16 protein-coding genes are annotated in these 21,745 nt (G+C 67.0%); 10 read left to right on the top strand and 6 right to left on the bottom strand.

Features of this window, described 5'->3' with window-relative positions:
• Positions 1-77: 77 nt before the first annotated feature.
• Complete coding sequence (locus tag AC1PLA_RS06055) at positions 78-707, bottom strand: TetR family transcriptional regulator (protein WP_481105771.1); 630 nt, start codon at positions 705-707, stop codon at positions 78-80.
• A 173-nt stretch (positions 708-880) separates the two neighbouring features.
• Here AC1PLA_RS06055 and AC1PLA_RS06060 point away from each other — a divergent pair, with 173 nt between their 5' ends.
• The 3 genes from AC1PLA_RS06060 to AC1PLA_RS06070 all read left to right on the top strand — a co-directional run bounded on the left by AC1PLA_RS06060 (position 881) and on the right by AC1PLA_RS06070 (position 4,449).
• On the top strand, positions 881-1,669 hold the full coding sequence (locus tag AC1PLA_RS06060; protein WP_481105772.1) for a histidine phosphatase family protein: 789 nt from the start codon (positions 881-883) through the stop codon (positions 1,667-1,669).
• Entirely contained in the window at positions 1,669-2,538 is an 870-nt protein-coding gene (locus tag AC1PLA_RS06065; protein WP_481105773.1) for an NAD(P)H-hydrate dehydratase, read from the top strand. Before AC1PLA_RS06060 ends, AC1PLA_RS06065 begins: the two co-directional genes overlap by 1 nt.
• A 594-nt stretch (positions 2,539-3,132) precedes the next feature.
• On the top strand, positions 3,133-4,449 hold the full coding sequence (locus AC1PLA_RS06070; protein WP_481105774.1) for a glycoside hydrolase family 30 protein: 1,317 nt from the start codon (positions 3,133-3,135) through the stop codon (positions 4,447-4,449).
• Positions 4,450-4,722: 273 nt separating this feature from the next.
• Here AC1PLA_RS06070 and AC1PLA_RS06075 read toward each other — a convergent pair whose 3' ends face one another.
• Positions 4,723-5,625: an SDR family oxidoreductase gene (locus AC1PLA_RS06075; RefSeq protein ID WP_039565280.1), complete on the bottom strand. Its 903-nt coding sequence runs from the start codon at positions 5,623-5,625 to the stop codon at positions 4,723-4,725.
• Positions 5,626-5,818: 193 nt separating this feature from the next.
• Between AC1PLA_RS06075 and AC1PLA_RS06080 the strand changes: the two genes are divergently transcribed.
• The gene (locus tag AC1PLA_RS06080; protein ID WP_102581838.1) at positions 5,819-6,526 is read left to right on the top strand and encodes a DUF429 domain-containing protein; all 708 of its coding nucleotides are present in this window, start codon (positions 5,819-5,821) and stop codon (positions 6,524-6,526) included.
• A 1-nt stretch (position 6,527) separates the two neighbouring features.
• On the opposite strand, the gene AC1PLA_RS06085 is transcribed toward AC1PLA_RS06080, so the two are convergent.
• Positions 6,528-8,882 carry a GH92 family glycosyl hydrolase gene (locus AC1PLA_RS06085; protein ID WP_481105775.1) on the bottom strand — a complete coding sequence of 785 codons (2,355 nt, stop codon included), beginning with the start codon at positions 8,880-8,882 and terminating at the stop codon, positions 6,528-6,530.
• Positions 8,883-9,192: 310 nt separating this feature from the next.
• Here AC1PLA_RS06085 and AC1PLA_RS06090 point away from each other — a divergent pair, with 310 nt between their 5' ends.
• From AC1PLA_RS06090 to AC1PLA_RS06100, 3 genes are all read left to right on the top strand, one after another.
• Entirely contained in the window at positions 9,193-9,831 is a 639-nt protein-coding gene (locus tag AC1PLA_RS06090; RefSeq protein WP_481105776.1) for an alpha-ketoglutarate-dependent dioxygenase AlkB, read from the top strand.
• A 378-nt stretch (positions 9,832-10,209) separates the two neighbouring features.
• Positions 10,210-11,919, top strand: coding sequence for an FAD-dependent oxidoreductase (locus AC1PLA_RS06095; protein WP_481105777.1), 1,710 nt, complete (start codon positions 10,210-10,212; stop codon positions 11,917-11,919).
• Positions 11,916-12,221 carry a UBP-type zinc finger domain-containing protein gene (locus AC1PLA_RS06100; protein ID WP_016904212.1) on the top strand — a complete coding sequence of 102 codons (306 nt, stop codon included), beginning with the start codon at positions 11,916-11,918 and terminating at the stop codon, positions 12,219-12,221. Before AC1PLA_RS06095 ends, AC1PLA_RS06100 begins: the two co-directional genes overlap by 4 nt.
• A 164-nt stretch (positions 12,222-12,385) precedes the next feature.
• Here the strand turns inward: AC1PLA_RS06100 and AC1PLA_RS06105 are convergent, their stop codons facing one another.
• The gene (locus tag AC1PLA_RS06105) at positions 12,386-13,132 is read right to left on the bottom strand and encodes an EAL domain-containing protein (RefSeq protein ID WP_024938629.1); all 747 of its coding nucleotides are present in this window, start codon (positions 13,130-13,132) and stop codon (positions 12,386-12,388) included.
• Positions 13,133-13,280: 148 nt separating this feature from the next.
• Here AC1PLA_RS06105 and AC1PLA_RS06110 point away from each other — a divergent pair, with 148 nt between their 5' ends.
• The gene (locus AC1PLA_RS06110; RefSeq protein ID WP_481105778.1) at positions 13,281-13,919 is read left to right on the top strand and encodes an HD domain-containing protein; all 639 of its coding nucleotides are present in this window, start codon (positions 13,281-13,283) and stop codon (positions 13,917-13,919) included.
• A 544-nt stretch (positions 13,920-14,463) separates the two neighbouring features.
• Positions 14,464-17,001, top strand: a complete 2,538-nt coding sequence (locus AC1PLA_RS06115; protein ID WP_481105779.1) for an excinuclease ABC subunit UvrA — start codon at positions 14,464-14,466, stop codon at positions 16,999-17,001.
• Positions 17,002-17,520: 519 nt separating this feature from the next.
• Here AC1PLA_RS06115 and AC1PLA_RS06120 read toward each other — a convergent pair.
• Positions 17,521-19,803 carry a glycoside hydrolase family 3 N-terminal domain-containing protein gene (locus AC1PLA_RS06120; protein ID WP_481105780.1) on the bottom strand — a complete coding sequence of 761 codons (2,283 nt, stop codon included), beginning with the start codon at positions 19,801-19,803 and terminating at the stop codon, positions 17,521-17,523.
• 173 nt (positions 19,804-19,976) lie between these two features.
• Here AC1PLA_RS06120 and AC1PLA_RS06125 point away from each other — a divergent pair, with 173 nt between their 5' ends.
• A complete protein-coding gene (locus tag AC1PLA_RS06125; protein WP_481105781.1) occupies positions 19,977-20,477 on the top strand; it encodes a DUF421 domain-containing protein in 501 nt (166 codons plus the stop codon).
• 82 nt (positions 20,478-20,559) lie between these two features.
• Here the strand turns inward: AC1PLA_RS06125 and AC1PLA_RS06130 are convergent, their stop codons facing one another.
• Positions 20,560-21,738 carry an SGNH/GDSL hydrolase family protein gene (locus AC1PLA_RS06130; RefSeq protein WP_481105782.1) on the bottom strand — a complete coding sequence of 393 codons (1,179 nt, stop codon included), beginning with the start codon at positions 21,736-21,738 and terminating at the stop codon, positions 20,560-20,562.
• Positions 21,739-21,745 lie beyond the last annotated feature (7 nt).

Genomic DNA, 21,745 nt, shown 5'->3' on the forward strand with positions numbered 1-21,745 from the left:
TGTGGGGTGATCTTATCCGATCGATTCCCGGTGCCAAGCCATCAGCGCTGTCCGTGAGATTCGGTGGCTTAGCGGCGCTACACCGGCGCAGACTTCAAAATCCCTGACAGACTTTCGCGCAGGATCAGCTGCAGATGCATGCGGTTGAGCTCCATGCCGCTGGTCATCACGCTGTGTAGGCCGCCGCACATGGCAGCGACGGCGAAAACGCGGGCCTGGAATTCCTGCTCGCTGCTGGCTGGGTCGGCGTGGCCGCGCAGCAGGCGCTTGAGCAGGGCACTGAGGTGTTCGATCAGCGATGCGCTCTGCCGGCGCATGAAGACGGCCAGCACCGGGTCGCGCAGGGTGGCCAGGTGTAGTTCCAGGTCGATGCGGGTGCGCTTGATGTTGATTTCCTGCAGCAGCCATTCTTCGAGCAGGCCGGCGATGAAATCCACCACGTGCACATTGGCCGGGCGTTCCACCAGCCACATCTGACGGATGGCGCGCATGTAGTTGCGCTCGAGCAAGGCGCGCACCAGCGCGTCCTTGTCTTCGAAACGTTGCAGCAGGCTGCCGCAGCTGACCTTGGCGCGCTCGGCGATCAGTTCGAAACTGGTGGCACTCAGGCCGATGACGTCGATGCACTGCTCGGTTGCGTCCAGCACCTCTTCCAGCAGCAGTTCTTCGCGCTCTTTTGCCGTGCGCAGCAACAGGACGTTGGACATGGGCAGCAGGGTGTCGGGGGGCTGCAGTATACCGGCGCGGCGTTACCCATCCGTTGCGTTCGCTTGTTGCTGTGCCATCAGTCATGGATGCGCGTGCGTATTGAAACACCGGTCACAGATGCGCTGGTCGACCATGTTTTCACGGCGGCTGTGCGACACGTGAGGTCGACGTTGTGCAGGAGAAGCATGTGAGTGAGAACAGTGCGGTAGCCGGTGTCTCGGCGCAGTGGCCGGCGCGGTTGTGGGTGGTGCGGCATGGGCAAAGCGCGGGCAATGTGGCGCGCGATGTGGCCGAGTCCAACGGCTCGGCCTTGATCGACCTGGAGCACCGCGATGCGGATGTGCCGTTGTCGGCGCTGGGCGAGCGCCAGGCCGAGGCGCTGGGAGCGTGGATGGCCGGTTTGCCCGAGCACGAGCGCCCGACCCTGATCCTGAGTTCCACCTACGTGCGTGCGCGCCAGACCGCCGCTGCGGTGGCGCATGCGCTGGGTCAGCCGGCCGAGTCGGTCAGCGTGGATGAGCGTTTGCGCGAGAAGGAGTTCGGCGTGCTCGACCGCTACACCACGGCCGGCATTCTTGCGACCTTTCCGGAGCTGGCCGAGCAGCGCAAGCTGGTGGGCAAGTTCTACTTTCGCCCGCCCGGTGGCGAGAGCTGGTGCGATGTGATCTTCCGCCTGCGCGGGGTGGTGGGTGACCTGCAGCGCAACCATGTGGGCGCGCGGGTGCTGATCGTGGGGCATCAGGTAATCGTCAATTGCTTCCGCTACCTGATCGAGCGGATGGACGAGGCCACCATCCTGGGCATCGACCGCGAGGGTGATGTGCCCAATTGCGGCGTCACCGAATACGCGGCTGCGGCCGATGGGCAATCGCTGGAGTTGCTGCGTACCAAGTTCGTGCCGCCGGAGCTGGCCGACGAGCCGGTGACCACCGAGTCCGACCGCCCGGCCGGGGCGCGCTGATGGCCACCCCGCGCGTGCGCATGCTCACCGCCGCCGCCTTGCGGTCGATGCCGTTGCCGGCCCCGGGTGGCGACAAGGAGCAGCGTGGACGCGTGTTGATAGTGGGTGGCTCGATGCGCGTGCCCGGTGCGGTGCTGCTGGCCGGCGAGGCGGCGCTGCGTACCGGTGCGGGCAAGTTGCAGATCGCCACCGCGGCCAGTGTGGCGCCGGGCATGGCGTTGGCGGTGCCGGAGGCGCTGGTGCTGGGGTTGGCGCAGAACGGGCAGGGCGAGATCGTGCGCGGGCACCGCGCGCTGGACGGGGCGATGGCGGCCTGCGATGCGGCAGTGATCGGGCCGGGGATGGCGTCGTCGGCCACCACCACGGCGATGGTCAGGCGCGCCGCCGAGCAGGCGGTGTGCACCTTGGTGCTGGATGCCGGTGCGTTGTCGCGCGGCCTGCGGGCGCCGATCGGGCGGCCATTCGTATTGACGCCGCATGCGGGCGAGATGGCAACCCTGGCCGGTGACGACAAGGCGGCGGTGGAAGCGGCACCGGGCGCTTACGCGCTGAAGTTTGCGCAGAAGCTGCGCAGCGTGGTGATCGTCAAGGGCGCGGACAGCTTTATTGCCGGCCCGGATGGAGTGGTGTGGATGCATCGCGGGGGGGCGTCCGGGTTGGGCACGTCCGGGTCTGGCGATGTGCTGGCGGGGTTGATTGCCGGGTTTGCCGCGCGCGGCTGCGATGCGTTGACCGCTGCGTTATGGGGCGTGTTTGTGCATGCGGCGGCGGGCAGGCAGTTGGCCAAGCGGATTGGGCCGGTGGGGTTTTTGGCGCGCGAACTTGGGTTGGAAGTGCCTGGGATTTTGAATCGGTTGGCACGCCGCTGATCAATGCTCGTCGCGTTGATGCCGCGCGCGGACCCAAAGCCCCTCTCCAGCAGGAGAGGGGTTGGGGTGAGGGTACGTTTGCTGGAGTCGTGGGGCTGTCTTTCGAGTTGGGGCTTATGTTGTTGCCTTGATTGCAGGGGGCGGGTTGCACTCTTGGCAGACGTATCCTCATCCGGCTCTTCGGGCCACCTTCTCCCGAGGGGAGAAGGGAATGGCCGATGGTGGAAGGGAGCATGGTTGCGCTCGTTTGTTGCGCGATGTTGCGCGATGTTGCGCCGCGTTGGTCGGTTAGGCTTGGTCACCAACCTGGGAGGGTGCACGGTGAAGCGAACGATTGCGTGGTCGGTGGTGGGGGTTCTGGGAGTTTGGGGTGCTGCGACTGAAACGGTGTTGGCATCTGCAGCAACAGCAGCAACAGCACCGGCATCAGCATCAGCATCAGCAACGCCGATTCCGGTGCCGGCATCGACGGCACCGTCTGCATCCACGCCCGCATCGAAGGCGGTAGAAGCTGCGGTTGCGGAGGCTGCTACTCCGCCAGCCGCCGCCGGTGCACTACGCGTTTACACCTCTGCCCAGGGCGCAACGCAGCAGATGCGTGTCAGCACTGTCGATGCGCCCAGGGCCGGGCATGCGTTGACCGAGAAGGAGAACTCCATCTTCGTCAATCTGCAGCGGCACTTCCAGGAGGTGCTGGGCATCGGCGGGGCAATCACCGATGCCAGTGCCGAGACCTTCGCCAGGCTGCCCAAGCCTGCGCAGCGCGCCTTGCTCACTGCCTACTACGACCCACAAAAGGGCATCGGCTATACGCTGGCGCGCACCACCATCCACAGCTCGGATTTCAGCAGCGGCAGCTACACCTACATCAAGGAAGGCGATGCGGCGCTTAAGAGCTTTTCGGTCAGGCACGATCAGCGTTATCGCATCCCGATGCTGCGCCAGGCCATTGCGGCGGCCGGCGGCAAGTTGACGACATTTGCCAGCCCGTGGAGCGCGCCGGCCTTTATGAAAGACAGCAACAACATGCTCAAGGGCGGCAAGTTGCTGCCCGCGTATGCGCAGGCCTGGGCCACCTACTACACGCGCTTTATTGCGGCCTACGAAAAGGCCGGCATCCCGATCTGGGGCATCAGCCTGCAGAACGAGCCGATGGCGGTGCAGACCTGGGAGTCGATGGTGTTTTCCGCCGAGGAAGAGCGCGACTTTTTGAAGAACCACCTTGGTCCGACGATGAAGCACGCCGGCTATGGCGACCGCAAGATCATCGTGTGGGACCACAACCGCGACATGATGCTGCACCGTGCGCATGTGATCTTCGACGATCCGGAAGCGGCGAAATACGCGTGGGGCATGGGCTTCCACTGGTACGAGACCTGGGCCGGGTTCGCGCCGATGGTGGAGAACGTCGCAGCCGTGGCACAGGCGTACCCGGACAAGCCGCTACTGCTGACCGAAGCTGCGGTGGAAAAGTTCGACCCGGCAAGGTTGCAGTACTGGCCCAACGGCGAGCGCTATGGCACCGCCATCATCAACGATCTCAATCATGGTGCAGTGGGCTGGACCGACTGGAACATCCTGCTCGATCAAAATGGCGGGCCGAACCACGTGGGCAATTACTGCTTTGCGCCGGTGCATGCCGACACGCGCACCGGCGAGGTGACTTACACGCCAAGCTATTGGTATATCGGCCACTTTTCCAAGTTCATCCGCCCCGGCGCGCGGCGGGTGAGTGCAGCCAGCAGCCGCAGCAATCTGGCAACGACGTCCTTTCTCAACACCGATGGCAGCCTGGCGACGGTGGTGATGAATGCCAGCGATGTGGCGATCCGTTACAACCTGTACGTGGGCGAGGCATCGAGTGAACTGGAGATTCCGGCGCATGCGATCCAAACGGTGGTGATGCAGTAAGCGCGGGCCGTGGGCGGAGCATTGGTGGGGTTGCGTACCCTCATCCGCCCTTCGGGTACCTTCTCCCGGCGGGAGAAGGGGAGCTTCGCATGATCGAAGCCGTCTTTGCGTAGCTGGTCGAACTACCTTGCGGTTCGGTGGTGCTGATGCATCAGCATTCGGGACTGCCGCCAATACCAAAAACGCCACCGAAGAAAACCCCGCCGACCACTGCGCATGCAGCGATCGGCAGGATTCTAGTGGCGCTACGGCGGAAGCTCGCTTTGTGTTTGCTCAGGACAGCAGCAAGCCACCGGTGGCACCAAACACTTCGCCGGTGACATAGCTGGATTCCTGCGAAGCCAAGATCACATACAGCGGCGCCATCTCCACCGGCTGGCCGGCACGCTTGAGCGGGGTTTCCGAGCCGAACTCGGGAATCTTTTCCGGCGGCTGGCCACCGCTGGGTTGCAGCGGGGTCCACACCGGGCCCGGGGCGACGGCGTTGACGCGGATGCCCTTCTCGGCGACCTGCTGGGCCAGGCCCTTGGTGAAGTTGACGATGGCCGCCTTGGTGGACGCGTAGTCCAGCAGCGTCGGCGAGGGCTGGTAGGACTGGATCGAGCCGGTGTTGATGATGGATGCGCCCGGCGGCAGGTGCGGGATGGCCGCCTTGCACAGCCAGAACATCGCGTAGACGTTGGTCTTGTAGGTGGCGTCGAACTGCTCGGTGGTGATGTCGGCGATGTCTTTCATCGCGGTCTGCTTGCCGGCGATATTGACCAGCAGGTCCAGTCCACCGAGCTCCTTGACCGCGCGTGCGACCAACTGGTTGCAGAAAGCCTCATCCTTGAGATCACCGGGGATGCTGATCGCCTTGCGGCCTTCGGCCTCGATCAACTTCACCACTTCCGCAGCGTCCTGCTCTTCTTCCGGCAGGTAGTTCAACACGATGTCGGCGCCTTCGCGTGCGTAGGCGATTGCAGTGGCGCGGCCGATGCCCGAGTCGGCGCCGGTGATCAGCGCCTTGCGGCCCTTCAGGCGGCCGAAGCCCTGGTAGCTCTGCTCGCCGTGGTCGGCCTTGGGCTGCAATGCATGGATGGTGCCCGGCGCTTCCTGGGTCTGCTCGGGGAACTTGGGCTGCGGAAACTGGGTAAGCGGGTTCTGCATTTCGTACTGGTTCTTGGTGCTGGACATGCGCTGGCTCCTGCAGTGGGGGATGGCAGGGCCGCAGCGTGCTGCGGCCGATGCGGCCGATGCGGAGCAGTCTGGAAACCACGGCGATGCGTGCGGGTGAACGAATGTTGTGCATGATGTGAACGCGCCACGCAGATGGCGTGCGTGCGGTGCTGCTGCGCCGTGCACGCAGGCCACGACCGGGAGGACCGCAATGCAGTGTGTAGGGATCGATGGCGCCGGCAGCGGCTGGCTGGCGGTGTGGCAGGCCGGCGATGGATTGCAGTTTGCCGGCTACCCCACGGTTGCAGCGGTGGCGAGCGCATTGGGGGACGTCGCTGTGCTGGGCGTGGACATTCCGATCGGTCTGAGCGAGCACGCGCCACGCGCTGCGGATGTGCAGGCGCGGCGCTTTGTGGGTGGGCGCCGCGCATCCAGCATCTTTGCCGCGCCCTTGCGCGGCATGCTGCATGCACCCACGCAGGTGGAAGCCTCTGCGTTGCATCGGGTGCTGGATCACGACGGGCAGCGCGGCTTTGGCGTGCAGTCGTTTGCGCTGCTGTCGAAGATTCGCGCCTGGGACGATGCCTTGCGCGCCGATCCGGCGTGGGCGGAGCGCGTGTTCGAGGTGCACCCGGAGGTGTCGTTCGCCGTGCTCGCCGGCGGGCACGGCCTGGCGGCGGGCAAGAAGAGCAGCGCGGGCCACCAACAGCGCGCCGCCTTGCTGGGCCAGTGCTATGGCGCCAGGCAGGTAGCCGCGTTGCTGGAGCGCGTGCCGCGTGCGCTGGCCAAGCCGGACGATGTGCTGGATGCCCTGGTGGCCTGCTGGAGCGCGCAGCGCATTGCCGCAGGTACCGCCGGCAGCCTGCCGGCGGTGGTGGAGCGCGATGCCTGCGGGCTACGCATGGGCATCCACTACTGACTCAGCGCGTCTGCGTCGACATCGAATACGGCCGCTGCGCCGCATCGGTGGCCCATTGCGTGTTCGGCGTGGCCTGCATGCGGAAGCGCAGTTCGCCGCCGGCCTGGATTTCTTCATGCGTGAGGTAGGCGCGGGTCAGCGGCTGGCCGTTGAGGGTGACGCTGCCGACGTAGCTGCGCGCCTTGCTCAGGCCATCGGCGATCACGCTGAAGCGCTTGCCATTGGGCAGCTTGAGCGTGGCGCGCGGCAGGAACGGGCGGCCGATGATGTACTGGTTGCTGCCCGGTGCCACCGGATAAAAGCCCAGCGTGGTGAACACGTACCAGGCCGACATCTGGCCGAGGTCGTCGTTGCCGGCCAGGCCTTCGGGGCCGGCGTGGTACTGGGTGTCCATGATCTGGGTCAGCCGCGCCTGGGTGCGCCAGGGCTGGCCGGCGTAGGCGTACAGGTAGGCGACGTGGTGGCTGGGTTCGTTGCCGTGCGCATACCAGCCGATCAGGCCGGTGATGTCTTCCATATGCGCGAACACCTTGGGGTCGACCTTGGCATCGAACACCGCATCCAGGCGCGCCAGCAGCTTGTCATCGCCGCCATGTGCGGCGGCAAGCCCTGCGACGTCCTGCGGCACATACCAGGAATATTGCCAGGCATTGCCTTCGGTGTAGTCGCTGCCGTAGCCGCTAGTGGATGGATCGAATGGTTCGCGGAAGTTGCCGGCACGCGTGCGTGCACGCATGTAGCCTGTAGCGGGATCGAAGGCGTGTTTCCAATTGCCGGCGCGCTTGCTGAATTCTGCGGCGATGGCGGGCTTGCCGAGCTTGTCGGCCATGCGCGCGATGGTCCAGTCGTCGAAGGCGTATTCCAGCGTCTTGGACGCGGCTTCGCCTTCTTCGTCGATGGGCACGTAGCCCAGCTCGCGGTACTGCGCGATGCCGTCGTAGGGGCCGTAGTTGGCGCTGGCGACCATGGCATCGAGCGCTTCGTCGGCATCGAAGCCGCCGATGCCTTTCATGTAGGCGTCGGCGATCACCGGCACGGCGTGGTAGCCGATCATGCACCAGGTTTCCAGGCCGTGGAACGCCCAGACGGGCAGGATGCCGTAGGCGCTCTCGCGGCGCGAGGCGAGCAAGGAATTGACCATGTCGCTGCTGCGTTGCGGCGGCTGCACCAGGGTCAGCAGCGGATGCAGGGCGCGGTAGGTGTCCCAGAGCGAGAAGGTGGAATAGTTGGTCCAGCCACGCGCCTGATGCACGGCGTTGTCCGGCCCGCGGTACTGGCCATCGCTGTCCATGAACAGGGTGGGGCCGAGCAGGGTGTGATACAGCGCGGTGTAGAGCTGGGTGCGTTGTTGCGGCGTGCCTTGCGCATCGATCGCCGACAGCGCCTGTGTCCACTGCGCGCGTGCATCGGCGCGCACGCGGTCGAAATCGAAATCGGGCACCTCGGCATCCAGATTGGCGATGGCGCCGGCCTCGCTGACCGGCGACAGCGCAACCTTGACCACCAGCGGCGTGCCATCGTTGGCAACGTCGAACACGCCGACCAGTTGCCGGCCCTCGATCTGTGCGCGCTGCGCGGGGTTCTTCTCGCCCGGCGGCGGAAAGCCCTTGTACGGGACGTCCTGCTCGGTGTCGTGCAACTGCGTGGCGGTGAGCGGGCGGGAGAAGCGCATGGCGAAGTACAGCTGGCGGCCGGGTGCCCAGCCGCGGGTTTCGCGAAAGCCGGTGACGGTGCCATCGCCGCGCACGCGCAGCCGCGACCACTGCACCTTGCCGGGGTAGTCGTACAGGCTGGTGCGCAGGTCCACCAGTACATGCGCCGGCGTGCCCTTGGGGAAGGTGTAGCGATGCACGCCCACGCGCGCACTGGCGGTGAGTTCGGCGCGGATGTTGCGGTCTTTCAAGGTCACCGCGTAATAGCCGGGTTGCGCCTGCTCGCTGGCATGGTCGAACTGCGCGGTGTAGCCGCTACCCGGCGTGGCGGCGTCGCCGCGTTCGAGTCTGACCTGGCCGGTCTGCGGCATCAGCAACACATCGCCCAGGTCCGAATGCCCGGAGCCGGAAAAGTGCGTGTGCGAGAAGCCGACAATCGTGGTGTCGCCATGCCGGTAACCGGCTGCCCAGCCATAGGCCTCCTTGCGCGGCTTGATCTGCGTGTCCGGGCTCAGCTGCACCATGCCGAACGGCAGCGTGGCGCCGGGATAGGTGTGGCCTTCGCCACCGGTGCCGATAAAAGGATCCACCGCGCTGAAACCCGCGTCGTCCGCACGTGGCGCCGCGTTGCCGGCAAAGCTGACGCAGGCGGCAAGCAGCGCCAGCCAACGCAGGGGAGAGAAGGCGATTGAGCGATGCTGCATGCGAACGGTTCCAGGCGGATGCAGCGCCGGACCGTAGCACAGCTGTCGGGCCTGATCGCATGACGTCCATGCCTGCATCGTTGAGCTCGCTAACCGGTGCGGGGCGGGCGGCGGTGATGCGTGCGCCTGTCTTTGAGAGGTTGCCGGCGTTGCGCGCAGGAGACAGCGGATGCGCAGGTCGGTCGCCTTTTTGCACGGAACGAGCGCAATGGCAGCAACTGCGAGAGGGCGTGCGAATGCGGGGCTTCGGCTACGGGCAATCGTAATGGCAGGCTGCTGAAATCGCGCAAACCGTCCGCATATCACCCCGATGGATCTGTTCGATACTCCCACCGCGCCGGTGCAGCTGCTGCACGATACGCAGGGCGGCGTGCGCTACTGGCCGCAGCTGCTGGCGCCTACCGTGGCACAGCAGTGCTTTGCCGCGTTGCGCCAGGCGACCGACTGGCGCAGCCAGCGCCGCGAGATGTACGACCGTGTGGTGGAGGTGCCGCGCCTGCTGGCTTCGTATCGGCTGGATGCACCGCTGCCGCCCGGGCTGCCGTTGCAGGCGCTGCTCGATGCGGTGCAGGCGGTGTTGCCTGCGCCGTACAACGCGGTGGGCCTGAATCTGTATCGCGATGGCCGCGACAGCGTGGCGATGCATCACGACAAGCTGCAGACGTTGCTGGCGCCGTATCCGATCGCATTGGTGTCGCTGGGAGTGACGCGGCGGATGCAGCTGCGCGCAAAGGACGGCAACACGCGTGCGATCGGTGTGGCGTTGGCACCCGGCAGCCTGCTGGCGATGAGCCATGCCTCGCAACTGAGCCACGAGCACGGCATCGCCAAGACCGCGCGTGCGGTGGGCGAGCGCATCAGCGTGGTGTTTCGCGTGCGCCCGGCCGAGCGCATGGCCGCCGGCCAGCACGGGCCGCACTGGGAGCCGGTACAAGCGGAGCGTGGCTGACAAGGCATTGTGTGGCTTCGTCGGCACGGTACGGAGCAACCCGGAGTCTCCCGGGCAACAGGAGCGACGGGATCACACGAGTGCCGCGTACCAGCTGCGGGCCCAGTGCCGTGTTCGCTGGCCGCCAGCGCGCCAGCTACGTCTGCCACCTTCTGCGCGTACGGTTGCGGTTGATTGTGCCGATCACCGCTGGTGAGCGTGCGGTACCGCTGGCAGCCGCGTGAGCTGTTTTGCCTGTGCAAACACCGCGCTGGTATGCACGCGCGTACTGCTCGTGCATGCGCGCTCTGTCGCGCCCGGCATGGCCCGTTTGGGTGATTGCCATCACCCTCACGGCTGGCCATGCTTGCATGTACTCCCCCTCAGCGTCGCCACTCCATGTCCCTGGCCGATACCCGCCACCATCAGATGTTCCCCGAGCTGGACTCGGGCCAATTGGCGATCACGCGGCGGTTTGCCAGCGGGCCGGCGCAGCGTTTCGATGCGGGCGAACTCGTCTTCGACGTGGGCGATGCGCACGCGCCGGTGTGGGTGGTGCTGGAAGGCGCCATCGAAGTGGTGCGGCGCGACGGGCTGGGCAACGAAAAACCGATCACCTTGCAGACGCCCGGCCAGTTCACTGGCGAGGTAAGCCAGCTGGCCGGGCGCGCGTCACTCGCCGGTGGGCGTGCCGGGCCGCAGGGCTGCCTGGCGCTGCCGTTCGACACCGCGCATCTGCGCGCGCTGATGATCAGCTCGGCCGAAGTGGGCGAGGTGGTGATGCGTGCGTTGATCCTGCGCCGCGTCGGCCTGATCGAAGGCGATGCCTCCGGCTCGGTGTTGATCGGCGAGCCGGACGATCCGCATCTGACCCGTTTGCAGGGCTTTCTGACCCGCAACGGTTACCCGAACACGGTGATCGATGCCTCCGACGAGGAAGGCCGCGCGTTGGTGCAGCGCTTTGGCATCCAGGAGCAGGAACTGCCGGTGATGGTGTGCCCGAGCGGGCGGGTGCTGCGTCAGCCCAGCGATGCCGAAGCGGCGCATTGCCTGGGCATGACGCCGGACATCGACCCGGACAAGCGCTACGACGTGGCCATCGTCGGCGCCGGCCCGGCCGGTCTGGCGACGGCGGTGTATGCGGCCTCCGAAGGCCTGTCGGTGCTGGTGCTGGACCAGCGCGCCATCGGCGGCCAAGCCGGCGCCTCGGCACGCATCGAAAACTATCTGGGCTTTCCGACCGGCATTTCCGGCCAGGCGCTGGCCGGGCGCGCCTATAACCAGGCGCTGAAATTCGGTGCCGAGCTGGCGATTCCGATCGAGGCCGGCACGCTGGAATGCGGGCGCGACGATGGTGCGCTGAAGCTGGATCTGGCCGACGGCAAGCAGCTGCTGGCCAGCACGGTGGTGGTCGCCTCCGGGGCGCGTTACCGGCGCCCGGAGATCGACGGGCTGGAGCGTTTCGAAGGCCATGGCGTGTCGTACTGGGCCTCGCCGGTGGAAGCGCGGCTGTGCGAGGGCGGCGTGGTGGCGCTGGTGGGCGGCGGCAATTCCGCCGGCCAGGCCGTGGCGTTTCTGGCACCGCGGGTGAAGGAACTGCACCTGATCATTCGCGGCGAAGGGCTGGAATCGTCGATGTCGCAATACCTGATCGACCGCATCGCCGTGCTGCCGAACGTGCAGCTGCATACCGGCACCGAAGTGTCCGCGCTGGAAGGCGACCCGGAGCGCGGCCTGCAGGCGGCGGTATTGCGCACGCGCGCCGATGGGCAGACCACGCGGGTGGAATTGCGGCACCTGTTCCTGTTCGTCGGCGCCGACCCCAACACCGGCTGGCTGCAGCAGTGCGTGGAGACCGATACGCGTGGCTTCGTCGTCACCGGCAACGCGCGCGGCGATGGCGTGCCGGCCTGTCTGCCGCTGGAAACCAATCGCCCCGGTGTGTTCGCCATCGGCGATGTGCGGGCCGGCTCGGTCAAGCGCGTGGCCGCAGCGGTGGGCGAGGGCGCGGCGGTCGTCGCGCAGATCCATCAATACCTGGCACACCAGGCCAACCCGGTGCCGGCATCCGAACTTGCCAGTGCCTCACAGGAGTCCACCACCTCATGAGCGACCAGTGCACACATACCGCGCAGATCAGCGAGGTCACGCCCAGCGCACGTGGCTGCGAAGACTGCCTGGCCATCGATAGCACCTGGGTGCATCTGCGCCTGTGCCGCAGCTGCGGCCACGTGGGGTGCTGCGATGATTCGCCGCATAAGCACGCCACGGCGCATTACCACGCCACAAGCCACCCCATCATCGAAGGCTACGACCCGCCCGAAGGCTGGGGCTGGTGCTATGTGGACGAGGTGGAAGTGGAGTTGCCGGACCAGACGCCGCAGCTGGGGCCGATACCGCGGTATGTGTGAGGCGGCGCGGTTGGTTGGCGGGGTGTGGATGGGGCTGGGCGCCGCTGGGAATCGGGAATCGGGATTGGGGAATCGTGAAAGCGGCTTGCGTGCTGTTTGATTTGGTCGGGTGCGGATTTTTGTGCTGGGCGGTTCGCTCACTTCGCGCGCACATGCACGCCCACTTACTCCGGCCAGTGCACCTGCGGTAGTTCGCCGATTGTTGGGCGGGCGAACAGATAGCCCTGCTGCAGGTGGATGCCCATGTCGCGCAGGGTGCGGTATTCGTCCGGGTGTTCGATGCCTTCGGCAATGACGGCGATGCCGAGTTCCTCGCACATGCGGGTGGTGTGGCGGACGATGGCCTGGCGGCTGCGGTCGGCGTCGATGCCGCGCACCAGGGCGATGTCCAGCTTGAGCAGGTCCGGCTGGAAATCGGCCAGCAGGCCGAGGCCGGAATAGCCGGCGCCGAAGTCGTCGATGGCGGTCTTCAGGCCGCGCGCCTGGTAGGTGCGCATGATGTCGAGCAGATGCGCCGGCTCGGCCAGGTGTTCCTGTTCGCTGACCTCGAAGATGATGGCGTCCAGCGGCCAGCCGTACTGCGCGGTGGCCGAAAGCGTGGCACGCAGGCAGTGTTCTGGGTTGTAGACCGCGTTGGGCATGAAGTTGATCGACAGCAAGGCCGGCAGCGCAATCTGCGCGGCGCATTCGATCGCCTTGATGCGACAGGCCTGGTCGAAGGCGTAGCGGTTGCGCTCATCCACGGCGGCCAGGATGCTGCCGGCCGATTCGCCGTTGACGCCGCGCACCAGCGCTTCGCCGGCGTAGATGCTGCGGGTGGACACGTCCACGATCGGCTGGAACGCCATGGTGATGGCGGTGGGAAAGTCCTGGCCGTCGCGGCAGGCGTTGCAAACGGGGAGCGTGGGCATGGCTGAGCAATCGTGCGGCGTGGAGGTAGCCTAGCGGTATCGGCCGCAACAGCGCGTCATTGAGTCTGCACACGCATCCTCGCGCCATCCTCACCTGGGGCGTCACCGGGCTCGGCGATAATGCGCCATTCCCCGCATCGGACGCCCCATGACCGCTCTCACCGAACGTTACGCCCTGGCCGTGGATTACGCGCGCATCGCCCATGCTGGGCAGGTACGCAAGGGCACGCAGATTCCGTATCTGAGCCACTTGCTGGGCGTGTCCACGTTGGTGCTGGAATGCGGCGGCGACGAAGAGCAGGCCATCGCCGGGCTGCTGCACGATGTGGTGGAAGACTGCGGCGGCGGTCATGAGGCCTCGATCCGCGCGCAGTTCGGCGATGCGGTGGCCGACATCGTGATGGCGTGCACCGATGCCACCGCCGAAGACAAGGCCGAGGTGGACAACACCGCCAGCGCGCGCAAACGCGACTGGCGCGAGCGCAAGCTGGCCTACCTGGAGCACCTACGCAACACGCCCGAGCGCGCCTTGCTGGTGTCCGGCTGCGACAAGCTCTATAACGCGCGCACCATCGTGCAGGACCTGGAAAACCCGGACGTGGGCCAGGACATCTTCAACGTATTCACCGCCGGGCGCGCCGGCACGTTGTGGTACTACGGCGAGCTTGAGGAGATCTTTCGCACGCGTGGCGCGGCGACTGCACGGCTGTTCAGTGGCGTGGTGGCGCGCATGCAGGCGCTGGCCGAGACCGACGAGCAGCCGGTGCCGGCGCACGCGCTGGGGTGATTGCGTTGTAGAGCTGCTCGCAACACCACTGCGCTTCTGCGGCCTGGCTGCAGGGCCCTTGCCCGCCCACCATCGCGGGACACGCCGCAAGTACGTCCCTGTAGGCTCTTACGCGGCATCCATGCCGCGTAAGGTCCCGCGACGGTGGACGGGCAAGGACCCCTCGGGATGGTCGGTGTGCAGGGTGCAAGCAATGTAGGACGTGCTTTTAATGCGCTGGCTCTCGTGTGTTTGCAGCACGCACCAGCAAATCAATGCACCCGTGAGATGGCCTGCTTTTCATAAACGGCCGACCTACTTTCTGGTTCGGTGTCCTCGCCGCTTGCGGGACCGTGTGGTGGCATGGATGCCGCCATCTAGCCCCCACGAACGGGTTTACGGCATAGCCCGCGAGCGATGAGGGCGCCGCGCCTTCGACCGATGTATTCCAGGGCGCTCAACGAGTTGCTTGCGTGGAGCGCCGCAGGACTTGCCGTCAACACTGACACCGGCTGTATGCGGCACGCGGTAGGCTGGCGCATTGTCGAATGTCGGTGTGTCACTCATGTCCAGCGCAGCGTCGTCTTCCTCCGGCCTGGTGCGCGTGCGCGGTGCGCGCGAGCACAACCTCAAGAACGTGGACGTGGACATCCCGCGCGATGCGCTGGTGGTGTTCACCGGGGTGTCCGGCTCGGGCAAGTCGTCGCTGGCGTTCGGTACCGTGTTTGCCGAAGCGCAGCGGCGTTACCTGGATTCGATCTCGCCGTATGCGCGGCGCCTGATCGACCAGGTCGGCGTGCCGGAAGTGGATTCCATCGAAGGCCTGCCGCCGGCGGTAGCCTTGCAGCAGGCGCGCGGCGCGCCGAGTGCGCGCTCGTCGGTGGGTAGCGTCACCACCATCTCCAACTCCCTGCGCATGCTGTATTCGCGTGCGGGCAGCTACCCGCCGGGGCAGGACATCATCTATGCCGACGGCTTTTCGCCCAATACACCGGCCGGCGCCTGCCCTACCTGCCACGGCCTGGGGCGGATCTACGATGCGACCGAGGCGACCATGGTGCTGGATCCCACGCTGAGCATCCGCGATCGCGCGGTTGCTGCCTGGCCCGGTGCCTGGCATGGCCAGAACCAGCGCGACATCCTCACCACGTTGGGCCACGACGTCGATCTGCCGTGGCACAAGCTGCCGAAGAAGACCCGCGACTGGATCCTCTACACCGACGAGCAACCGGTGGTGCCGGTGTACGCCGGCTACAGCCTGGACGAAGCCAGGCGCGCGCTGCGCCGCAAGGAGGAGCCCAGCTACATGGGCACCTTTACCAGTGCGCGGCGCTATGTGCTGCACACCTTTGCCACCACGCAGAGCGCGCAGATGAAAAAGCGCGTGGCTCAGTACCTGATCAGCACGCAGTGCCCGCAGTGCGACGGCAAGCGGCTGCGGCGCGAGGCGCTGTCGGTGACCTTCGCCGGCCTGGATATCGGCGAGCTGTCGCGGCGGCCGCTGGATGAGGTGGCCGACCTGCTGCGCCCGGCTGCGGAAGGTGCCGGTGGCAAGCGTAACGACAAGCGCAAGCAGGCCGATACGCATCCCGAGCAGGCGATTGCCGCACAACGCATCGCCGCCGACCTGCGCGCGCGGATCGAGGTGGTGCAGGCGCTGGGCCTGGGCTATCTCAGCCTGGAGCGCAGCACGCCGACGCTGTCGCCGGGCGAGCTGCAACGGCTGCGGCTGGCCACGCAGATCCGTTCGCAGTTGTTCGGCGTGGTGTATGTGATGGACGAGCCATCGGCGGGCCTGCATCCGGCCGATGCGCAGGCCTTGCTGGGCGCGCTGGATCAGCTCAAGGCCGCCGGCAATTCGGTATTCGTGGTCGAACACGAGGTGGATGTGATCCGCCACGCCGACTGGATCGTCGACGTTGGCCCGGCTGCCGGCGTGCACGGCGGGCAGGTGCTGTACAGCGGCCCGCCCGCGGGACTGGAGCAGGTGGAGGCCTCGTCCACGCGGCGTTACCTGTTCGGCACCCCGCCGCAGGTGCACAGCCATGCGCGTGCGGCCACCGGTTGGCTGCAGCTGCGCGGCATCACCCGCAACAATGTGCGCGAGCTGGATGTGGACCTGCCGCTGGGTGTGTTCACCACCGTGACCGGTGTGTCCGGCTCGGGCAAGTCGTCGCTGGTGAGCCAGGCATTGGTGGAGTTGCTGGCTGCCCATCTTGGACAAACCCAGGCAGAGGAGGACGAAGCGCTGGACCCGCTGGAGCGCGGCACGCAGGTGCCGCTGGGTGGTGCGATCGTCGGCGGGCTCGACCGGGTGCGCCGCCTGGTGCGGGTGGACCAGAAACCGATCGGCCGCACGCCACGTTCGAACTTGGCCACCTACACCGGCCTGTTCGATCCGGTGCGCAAGTTGTTCGCCGCCACACCAGCCGCGCGCCGCCGCCGTTACGACCCGGGGCAGTTTTCGTTCAACGTCGCCAAGGGCCGCTGCGCCACCTGCGAGGGCGAGGGCTCGGTGCATGTGGAATTGCTGTTCATGCCCAGCGTGTACGCGCCATGCCCCAGCTGCCACGGCGCGCGCTACAACGCCAAGACCCTGGAGATCGCGCTGCGGGGTCACAACATCGCGCAGGTGTTGGCGATGACCGTGGACCAGGCCGCCAGCTTCTTTGCCGACGACGCCAGCGTGCTGCGCCCGTTGCAGGTGTTGCGCGAAGTGGGGCTGGGCTATCTGCGGCTCGGCCAGCCGGCCACCGAGCTGTCTGGCGGCGAGGCGCAGCGCATCAAGCTGGCCACCGAGCTGCAACGCGCGCAGCGGCGCGACACCGTGTACGTGCTGGACGAGCCGACCACCGGCCTGCATCCGGCCGACGTGGATACCTTGATGCGTCAGCTGCAAGGCCTGGTGGAGGCCGGCAATACGGTGATCGTGGTCGAACACGACATGCGCGTGGCTGCCAGTAGCGACTGGGTGCTGGACATGGGCCCGGGCGCGGGCGGCGCGGGTGGCGCTGTCGTGGCGGCGGGTGCGCCGGAGGCGGTGGCGCGGCAGCGCGGCAGCCGCACTGCGCCGTTCCTTGCAGAGGTGTTGCGTGGGAACTAAGCGTGGCTGACAAACCTTTCGAAGGTTGTAGCGATGGCGGCAGCACGTTGGCCAGACGCGCCTTCGATGACGAGTGAATCGATGTCGGCATGGCAGCGAGTTGCGCATCGAAGAACGCCGATCAGACCGCACTGCATCGCATCGCATCGCAGGGCACGGCATCACTGCTCCTGACCATGCACACCGACCAACTCGACGGGTTCTTGCCCGCCTACCGTCGCGGGACCTTACGCGGCATGGATGCCGCGTAAGAGCCTACAAGGACGTACTTGCGGCGTGTCCCGCGAGGGTAGGCGGGCAAGGACCCCACAGCAAACCCGCAGATCGTCCGCTGTAAACCCGGGCACACGCACCGTCCAATCCCCCTCAAGACCCAGTCCCCTCTCAAGGCGACCGAGAGCGTGAGCGTCAGCGCAATGGGGATGTGTTCCCGAGCCAACCTGGGCGCGATGCCCTCTGTGTGAGCGAGACACGCCCATATCCATCCCCTGAGCTGGCCATTTCGATTGCCGCTGGCGCTCAGCCCATCAATTCAAAACTCGCAGACACGCCCTCGGCCTCTGCAGAGGGCGCTACCCACACATCGAACACACCGGGCTCCACGGTGGGCGCGAGCGTCTGGCCGACAAACAACAGGTCCGCCCGCCGCAGCACGAACTCCACCACCGCGCTGCCGCCCGCCGGCACCGCCAGCTTGCGGAAGTCCTTCAGCTCGCGCACAGGGCGGGTGATGCTGGCGCTGCGGTCGCGGATGTAGAGCTGCGCCACTTCCTCGGCATCGCGCGTGCCGCGGTTGTGGATGCGCGCGCTGATGCGCAGGCTGCCGGTCGCCGCCATGCGTGCATCGCTCAAGCGCAGCTCGCCGTATTCGATGCGGCCATAGGTCAGGCCGTGTCCGAACGGAAACAACGCGGCATTGGGCGCGGTGCGGTAGCGGGTCTTGAACGCTTGCAAGGCATCCGGGCGCGGGTCGGCACGGCCGCTGGGCTTGTGCGCATAGCTATAGGGCACCTGCCCGGCGGTGTGCGGAAAACTCACCGGCAGGCGCCCGGACGGACCGTGCGCGCCGAACAGGATGTCCACCAGCGCGGCGCCCGATGCCGAGCCCAGGAACCAGCCGACCAGGATCGCCGGCGCCTTGAGCACCGGGCCATCGATCACCAGCGCACGGCCGTTGCTGAGCACCACCACCACCGGGGTGCCGGTGGCTGCCACTGCGGCCAGCAGCGCTTGCTGCACGGCGGGAATGACGATCTCGCTGCGCGATTGCGCTTCGCCGGAGTAGCGCATCGGCTCGCCGATCGCCAGCACCGCCACATCCGCGGACGCCGCTGCGGTGACGGCCGCCTGCACGCCGCCGGGCAGGCCATGTTCGAAGTCGCAGCCTTCCACCACCTGCAGGTTGCCCGGGTTGCCCAGCCGCGCGCGCACTGCGGTGGCCAGGTCGTTGCCGCTGTCGTCGCCGCCGAACAGCGTCCACGGGCCGGCGCTGTCGGTCCAGTTGCGTGCCATCGGCCCGATCAGCGCGATGCGTTGCCCCTTCATCTTCAGCGGCAGCAGCTCGCCATCGTTCTTGAGCAGCACGATGGATTTACGCGCCGCCTCGCGCGCCAGTGCCAGGCTGTCCGGGCGCCGCTGCCGCGCCTGCGCGCGTGCCGGCACGATGCGCAGGAACGGGTTGTCGAACAATCCAAGCTCGGCCTTGAACTGCAGCACGCGCCGCACCGAGGCATCCAGCTGCGCCATCGTCACGTCGCCGGCGGCCACCAGCGCCGGCAGATGCTGCAGGTACAGCCCGCTCTGCATGCTGATGTCCACACCGGCCAGGAACGCCAGCCTGGTCGCTTCGCGCGCATCGCTGGCAAACCCGTGCCCGATCAATTCCAGATCGCCGGTGTAGTCGGACACCACCAGGCCGCGGTAGTCCCACTCGCCGCGCAATACCTCGCCCAGCAACCAGCGATTGGCGGTGGCAGGGATGCCGGCGATCTCGTTGAAGGCCACCATCGTGGTCACTGCGCCGGCATCGAAGGCAGCCTGGAACGGTGGGAAATAGACTTCGCGCAGGCTGCGCTCGGAGATGTCGACGGTGTTGTAGTCCAGCCCCGCCTCGGCGGCGCCATAGGCCGCGAAATGCTTGGGGCAGGCCGCAAGTGCGTCGGCATGATCCAGGCCCTCGCCCTGGAAGCCGCGCACGCGGGCCTGCGCAAAACGCCGGCCGAGCAGCACGTCTTCGCCGCTGCCTTCCACGCCGCGCCCCCAGCGCGCATCGCGCGCGATATCCACCATCGGCGCGAAGGTCCAGTCGATGCCGACCGCACTGGCCTCCAATGCGGCCGCACGCGCGGTGCGTTGCGCCAGCGCCGGCTCGAAGCTGGCGGCCTCGGCCAGCGGCACCGGAAACACCGTGGTGAACCCGTGGATCACATCGGCGGCAAACAGCAGCGGAATCTGCAGGCGGCTCTGCAGCGCGGCCTGTTGCAGTTGCTGATGCCACAGCACATTGGAGCCATTGAAGATGCCGCCCACCCGCCCGGCACGCGCGGCAGCAAGCTGGCCCTCGGCCGTGGGCACGGTATTGATCGGATTGGCCGCCGCGGCGGCATCGGTCTGCTGCGCCGAACCGGACAGCGTCAGCTGGCCGGCCTTTTCTTCCACGCTCATGCGTGCGATCAACGCATCGATAAAGGCCGGCGCCGCGGCCGCACGGCGCGGCAGCGCAACTCCCACCGGCACTTGTGCCAACACCGCTGCCGAAGCAGTGCCCAGCAGCAACCCGCGACGCGTGATCCCTTTCCGCATGCCCGCCATCCCCGTCTGTCCAGGCCAGACGCTAACGGATCACCAGCGAAAAGCCGTGATGCGCTGCACGATGGGTGCCGGGCGGGCGGTCTCGGCAACAATGGCGACAGCACGGCGCCTTCACCGTTTCCGCACTAGCGTGCGCCATCGATCAACGGCGGTCAGGACACACGATGCTGGACGTGGAAACACGCGTGCGCTTTTACGAAATGATGCACCTGGGCATGCCGTGGTGGGAGTTCGTGCTGCGTGCGGTAGCGGTCTATACCGTGGTCCTGCTGTTGACGCGCATGACCGGCAAGCGCGCGCTGGGCCAATCCACGCCGTTCGACGTGCTGCTCATCGTGCTGCTGGGAACCGCGGTGCAGAACTCGTTGATCGGCAAGGACGTCTCGCTGCTGGGCGGCATGATCCTGGCGGCGACCTTGCTGGTGTTGAACTGGCTGGTGGGCATGGCCACCGCGCGCAGCCGGCGGATCGATACCTGGGTACAGGGCACCCCGGCGCTGCTGGCGCGTGGCGGTGAGATCTACTGGAAGGAACTGGTCCGCCATAACGTCAGCTATGCCGATTTCGAAGTGGCAAAACGCAAGGCCGATTGCCGCGACGATGCCGATATCGAGATGGCGATCCTGGAGACCTCCGGGGAGATCAGCATCCTGAAAAAGCGCTAGCGCGCCGGCAGGCCGGCGTGCATGCCGGCGGTGCCGCCGCAGCAGCGTGGCGCATGTGCGCCACGGCATGGCGACCGGCGGATCAGCGGGCCTTGCAGAACAACGACAGGTCCACCGACTCGGCCATGCGCTGGTAACCGGCATCGTTGGGATGCAGGAAGTCGCGGGTCAGCGCGGCGGGCAGCCACTCCGGCCTGGCCGGGTCGCGCAGCGCGGCGTCGAAGTCGATCACCGCATCGAATGCCTGCCCGTCGCGGATGAAGCCGTTGAGCGTCTGGCGCGTGGCTGCCGCCACCGGTTCGTAGCGGTCGGAGTTGCCGAACGGGGTCAGCGTGGCGCCGATCACGGCGATGCCGTGTTGCTGCAGCCGGGTCACGATCTGGCGATATCCCAGCACCATGTCGGCGGCATTGCGGCCGGCAATCGCATCCGGCGGACCGCTGTGACGGATGTCGTTGATGCCTTCGAACAGGATCACCTGGTCCACGCCGGGCAGTGCCAGCACGTCGCGATCCAGCCGCGCCAGCGCGCTGGGGCTGCGGCCGTCGTCGAGCAGCTTGTTGCCGCTGATGCCGGCGTTGAGCACCACCACGCTGCCGGGGCAACGCTGCTCCAGCCGCCTGGCCAGCAGGGCTGGCCAATCACCATTGGCGCCGCGTGTGGCGGTGGCGCCTTCGGTGATCGAATCGCCCAGCGCCACCACCACCGTCTGGCGTGGATGCGGTGGTTGCACGTAAATGGCGGAGATGACGTTCTGGCGATACGCCAACGCCTTGCTGTCCGGCACCTCGGCCTGGCCCTTGACCACCCGCACGGCCGTGCGGCGTACCGCCGGGCGCGCCGGCGTGGGGAAATACAGGCTGACCGCCACCTCGCCCAATGCCGGTGCACGCAATGGCACCGGGTCGCTGAGCAGCACGCCACCGGGCGGCACGGTCACGCTGGCGCGCCCGTCAAAGCGCAGCGGTTGCGCGCCGCCGCCGCCGCCGAGCAGGCGCGCGGTGCCCGCAGCGATGGTCAGCGGTGCGGTGCCCAGCTCGTTGCTGATGCGCACGCGCAGGGCCACTGCCGCGCTGCCCAGGCGCATGTCCTGGCGCACCGTTTCATCGGCAAATTGCAGCGGCGTGTCCGCACCGCCGTCGAGCCGGTCCGGGGTTGCCGAAGCGATCCAGGCCGGCACCCAGCGTGGCGCGGGGTGCGCCGTGGCCGGGCCTGCCAGCACCACACTCAGTGTCGCAGTCATCATCCATCGCCAGCGCATGCGCAGG

It is taken from the genome of Xanthomonas sp. NCPPB 1826 (assembly GCF_056725285.1).

Bases quoted from the DNA above. Each gene is read 5' to 3' on its own strand.
- AC1PLA_RS06055 (WP_481105771.1), bottom strand. From the start codon at position 707: ATGTCCAACGTCCTGTTGCTGCGCACGGCAAAAGAGCGCGAAGAACTG.
- AC1PLA_RS06065 (WP_481105773.1), top strand. From the start codon at position 1,669: ATGGCCACCCCGCGCGTGCGCATGCTCACCGCCGCCGCCTTGCGGTCG.
- AC1PLA_RS06070 (WP_481105774.1), top strand. From the start codon at position 3,133: ATGCGTGTCAGCACTGTCGATGCGCCCAGGGCCGGGCATGCGTTGACC.
- AC1PLA_RS06075 (WP_039565280.1), bottom strand. From the start codon at position 5,625: ATGTCCAGCACCAAGAACCAGTACGAAATGCAGAACCCGCTTACCCAG.
- AC1PLA_RS06080 (WP_102581838.1), top strand. From the start codon at position 5,819: ATGCAGTGTGTAGGGATCGATGGCGCCGGCAGCGGCTGGCTGGCGGTG.
- AC1PLA_RS06085 (WP_481105775.1), bottom strand. From the start codon at position 8,882: ATGCAGCATCGCTCAATCGCCTTCTCTCCCCTGCGTTGGCTGGCGCTG.
- AC1PLA_RS06090 (WP_481105776.1), top strand. From the start codon at position 9,193: ATGGATCTGTTCGATACTCCCACCGCGCCGGTGCAGCTGCTGCACGAT.
- AC1PLA_RS06095 (WP_481105777.1), top strand. From the start codon at position 10,210: ATGTCCCTGGCCGATACCCGCCACCATCAGATGTTCCCCGAGCTGGAC.
- AC1PLA_RS06100 (WP_016904212.1), top strand. From the start codon at position 11,916: ATGAGCGACCAGTGCACACATACCGCGCAGATCAGCGAGGTCACGCCC.
- AC1PLA_RS06105 (WP_024938629.1), bottom strand. From the start codon at position 13,132: ATGCCCACGCTCCCCGTTTGCAACGCCTGCCGCGACGGCCAGGACTTT.
- AC1PLA_RS06110 (WP_481105778.1), top strand. From the start codon at position 13,281: ATGACCGCTCTCACCGAACGTTACGCCCTGGCCGTGGATTACGCGCGC.
- AC1PLA_RS06115 (WP_481105779.1), top strand. From the start codon at position 14,464: ATGTCCAGCGCAGCGTCGTCTTCCTCCGGCCTGGTGCGCGTGCGCGGT.
- AC1PLA_RS06120 (WP_481105780.1), bottom strand. From the start codon at position 19,803: ATGCGGAAAGGGATCACGCGTCGCGGGTTGCTGCTGGGCACTGCTTCG.
- AC1PLA_RS06125 (WP_481105781.1), top strand. From the start codon at position 19,977: ATGCTGGACGTGGAAACACGCGTGCGCTTTTACGAAATGATGCACCTG.
- AC1PLA_RS06130 (WP_481105782.1), bottom strand. From the start codon at position 21,738: ATGCGCTGGCGATGGATGATGACTGCGACACTGAGTGTGGTGCTGGCA.